The organism is Dokdonella sp. (genome assembly GCF_039926425.1).
GTDB lineage: Bacteria > Pseudomonadota > Gammaproteobacteria > Xanthomonadales > Rhodanobacteraceae > Dokdonella_A.
In genome coordinates, this window is record NZ_JBDSWZ010000108.1 from 1 (window position 1) to 4,275 (window position 4,275).

The 4,275-nt window shown below is 67.3% G+C and carries 2 protein-coding genes; both read left to right on the top strand.

Annotated features, from left to right (window positions below):
* A partial coding sequence (locus ABIV12_RS06915; RefSeq protein ID WP_348057621.1) for a diguanylate cyclase occupies positions 1–2,789 on the top strand: 2,789 nt, incomplete at its 5' end.
* Positions 2,790–2,930: 141 nt separating this feature from the next.
* Positions 2,931–4,275: amino acid permease (locus ABIV12_RS06920; RefSeq protein ID WP_348057624.1), on the top strand; the 1,345-nt coding region annotated here is incomplete at its 3' end.

A 4,275-nucleotide genomic window follows, 5' to 3' on the forward strand; every position in this document is an offset into this window, starting at 1 on the left:
AAGGCATTGACCTTCCGACCGGCGAGCGCAGCTTCGCGGTGGGCGCACTCGCGCAGGCGCGTGACGGCGCGGTGTGGATCGGTACCGATTCGGTGGGTGCGTGGCGCATCACCGGCAATGGGAAACAGGCACTCGATCTTCCGGGCGCCTCCGGCCCGGTCGGTGCGTTTTTCGAAGCGCCCGATGGACGCATGTGGATCGCCGCATCCGAAGGCCTGTTCCGCTGCGCAGTCACGCGCTGCGAACGGATCGAGGCGCTCGGCGCAGCCGGCGCGCGCAGCCTGTTCGGCGAAACGATCGACGGACAGTGGCGGTTGTGGGTCGGCACCAACTTCGAAGGCGTGATCCAGCTGGCCGACATCGACGGCGCGACGCCGACGCGCACGGATGTCGCGATCACGAAAGCGCAGGGTTTGCCCAACAACGTGGGCCTGTCGATGGCGCGCTATGCCGGGGATCTGTGGATCGGCAGCGGGCGTGGCGTCGCGCGCTATGACGGGAAACGGCTTCAGGTGTTTGGCGAAGGCAACCAGTTTCCGACCGCGATGGTGTTTGCGCTGCTGCCCGATGTCGACCCGGCAGGCGAGCAGGTTTTGCTCGCCGCGTTGCGTCCCGGCGGACTCGCCGAGATCCACGCCGACGGTCGCTGGCGCTTGATCGACACGCGCCACGGCCTGCCGTCAAATGCGGTGCACAGCCTGCTGCGCGAGCGCTACCGCAACGTGCTGTGGATCGGGACGATGACCGCCGGCATCGCGCGCGTCGAGAACGATCGATTCGCGCTGTTTGACGAGCGCATGGGTCTACCCGACCGCATCGTGCTCAGCGTCGGCTGGTCCGCACCGACCGGCACGCTCTGGGTCGGCACCGCCGGCGGTGCGGCGCGCTGGGGTGCGGGTCGCTTCGTTCCGCTGCTGCCCCCCGGGCAGAATGCGGAACTCGTCCACGATTTGATCGATACGTCCGATGGCCGACGCTGGATTGCCCACAGCCGCGGCTTGCAACGCTGGAAGGGCGACACACTCGAACTCGATTTCACGGCCGACAACTCGGCGCTTCCGGGCGTCTCCGTCGAGCAGGTCGTACAGCGGCACATCGACGGCGGTGACGAGATCTATGCCGCGACCGCGCATGGCCTCGCCCGTTGGACGTCGGCCGAAGGCGTCAAGAAGATCGATGGCGTCGCCGGTCTCGATGTCGAAACCGCCGTCCACGGACTCGCCGTGCTTGCGGACCCGGCCAATCCGGGTGACGACATCCTGTGGGTCGCGACCGAGTCGGGACTGTCCCGACTCGATCGCCGCGGCTGGCGCGTCGTCAATGCGCCCTGCCTGGCGGATCTCGCGCCGTTCCGGATCGAGCCCGACCAGCGTGCCGGAGCACCCACGTTGTGGCTCGCATCGCGCAGCGGCCTCAGGCGGCTCGATGCCGACGGCACCTGCGTGACCTATCCGGCGACGCACGCACTTGGTGCGTTGACCCATGTGCGACTCGATGGTGCGGCGGTGTATGTGTTCGGTGCGCGCGGCGCGATGCGACTCGCGCGCGAAGGAGCGGCGGACCAGCAGGGTGAAACCTACGGCGCGCAGGCAGGGCTGGTCAGTCCCGAGGTCACCGCGAGTGCGGTCGACAATCGCGGCCGAGTGTTTGGAGCCACGGCCGCAGGACTTGCTGCGTTCCAGCCGGCGCTTTCCACGCAGGCCGCCGCCTCGTCGCCATTGCATCTGACGGCTGCCCACTGGGGAGCACAGTCGACGCCGCTCACCGCCGGCCTCGTGTTGCCGCCGGATGACAACGGTGTGCGCTTCGAGTACAGCCTGCTCGCGTTCGACCGCGAATACGCGGTGCGCTACCGGACTCGACTCGCGGGTCTGGAGGAGGACTTCAGCCCATGGAGCGCGGACGCATTTGCGGCCTACCCGCGCTTGCCACCAGGTCACTACCAGTTGCAGGTGCAGGCGCGCGACGCGGACGGTGTCGCCGCGCAACCGCTCAGCTTCGATTTCGCGGTCGACGCGCACTGGTGGCAGCGCGGATGGACGCTTGCGGCTGGCGCGTTGCTGACACTCGCACTCGGACTCGGCATCGGCCGATGGCGTTCGCGTCGCACCAGTCGTCGGGCCGCCGCGCTCGAAGTCGAAGTGGCGATGCGTACGCGCGAACTCGCGTCCGCCAACGCGCAGCTCGAGCAGGCGGCCGTGACCGATCCGCTGACCGGGCTCAAGAACCGGCGCTATTTCACGCTCGCCGTCGCCGCCGAAACCGAACGCGCGCGGCGGGCGCGGGGTGGGCAAATGTTGCTGGTCGCCTTGCTCGATATCGATCACTTCAAGCGCATCAACGATGGGCACGGCCACGACGCTGGGGATGCCGTGCTGCTGGAAATTGCGCGCCGCTTGCAACGTGCAGCGCGCGCGGGCGACATCGTTCTGCGCTGGGGCGGCGAGGAATTCCTGCTGCTGCTGCGCGACATTGATCGCGCCGCGGCGGACGTCCCCCTGCGTCGGCTCCTCGCCGGCATCGCGGCCAAGCCCGTGCAGGTCGGCGCACTCGCGATCGACGTGACCGCATCGATCGGCGCGATTGGCTATCCGGCCGACGCATCCGGCGACGCCGACCTCAATCTCGAACACGCAATCGCCCTGGCCGATGCCGCGCTGTACCGCGCCAAGCGCGAAGGGCGCGATCGGGCGATGCTCGTCGAGTGCAATGCGTCGGACGGCGAACTTTGTTGCGCGGTTGTCATGCGCGAGGAAGTGAGCTTGTCCGGGCGCTCAAAAGAACTCTGACCACGAAGGACACGAAGGACTGCTCGTCGAGTTTTTTCTCTTCGTCGGCTGCGTGCGCTTCGGGTCATTCGCGGTTCAAGCTGCAACTCTGCTATTGGCTCCCGCTCGGCTATGATCCTCCGCCACTCCGGGGAGCGCACGATGAGCCTGATTGCAAAACTGACGCGGCACAAAACCATCGAGCAGCTGCAAGCCGAAGTCGGCGCAAGGCGCGATTTCCGTCGCGTGCTCGGGCTGTGGCAGCTCACTGCGATCGGCATCGGCGGGATCATCGGGGTCGGCATCTTCGTGCTCGCCGGCCAGCAGGCGGCGGTCAACGCAGGACCCGCGGTGGCGCTCGCCTTCATCATCGCCGGCATCGGCAGTGCGGCGGCCGCGCTGTGCTACGCGGAGTTTGCGGGAATGATTCCCGTCACTGGCAGTGCATACACGTATGGCTATGCGGTGCTTGGCGAGTTTGTCGCGTGGACGATCGGCTGGGACCTGCTGCTTGAATACGCGCTCGTGGTTGCGGTCGTCGCAATCGGCTGGTCCGGTTACGTGCAGGTGCTGCTCGCATCCGCGGGCGTGCATTTGCCTGCGTGGGCGCAAGGCGCGGTCGGTACCGGTGAAGGCCACGTGTTCAACGTGATTGCCGCGTCGATCACGCTGCTGGTCGCGATTCTCCTCACCGTGCGTACCGAGTGGGGCGCGCGACTCAATACGCTGATTGTTGCGATCAAGGTGGCGGGCATTGCGCTGGTCATCGGCGTCGGCGTCTTCTATATCGATACCGCCAACTGGCATCCCTTCATTCCCGAACGCGTGGTGGACGCGAAAGGCGTGGGGCATTTCGGCTGGCCGGGCGTGCTGACCGGCGCGAGCATCGTGTTCTTTGCGGTGTTCGGCTACGACACGCTGACGACTGCAGCCGAAGAAGCGAAGAATCCGCAGCGCGACTTGCCGCGCGCGGTGGTGCTGTCACTGGCGATCGCGATGGTGCTGTACATCGCGGTGTCGCTGGTACTGACCGGCATCGTGCCTTACACGCAACTCGGCGGCGACGCGTCGGTGTCGGAAGCCTTCGCGGCGCGCGGACTGCACTGGGTCAGCATCGCGATCGCGATCGCTGCGGTGATCGGCGTGGTCAGCGTGCTGTTTGCGTTCACGCTCGGCGCCGCGCGCATCTGGTTTGCGCTGGCGCGCGATGGACTGCTGCCTGCGTGGTTCGCGAAGGTGCATCCGCGCTTCGGCACGCCGGCGCGACCCACCCTGATCGTCGGCGTGGTGACCGCCCTTGTCGCCGGACTGTTCCCGATCACCCAGGTGGCCGAACTCATCAACATCGGCACGCTCGCCGCGTTCATTGTCATCTGCGCGGCGGTGATGCTGCTGCGCGTGCGCCGTCCGGACGTGCCGCGCGGCTTCCGCACGCCGGCCGTGTGGTTCGTCGCCCCCCTCGGCATCGCGTTTTCGCTGCTGCTGATCTGGGGACTGCCTCTCGTCA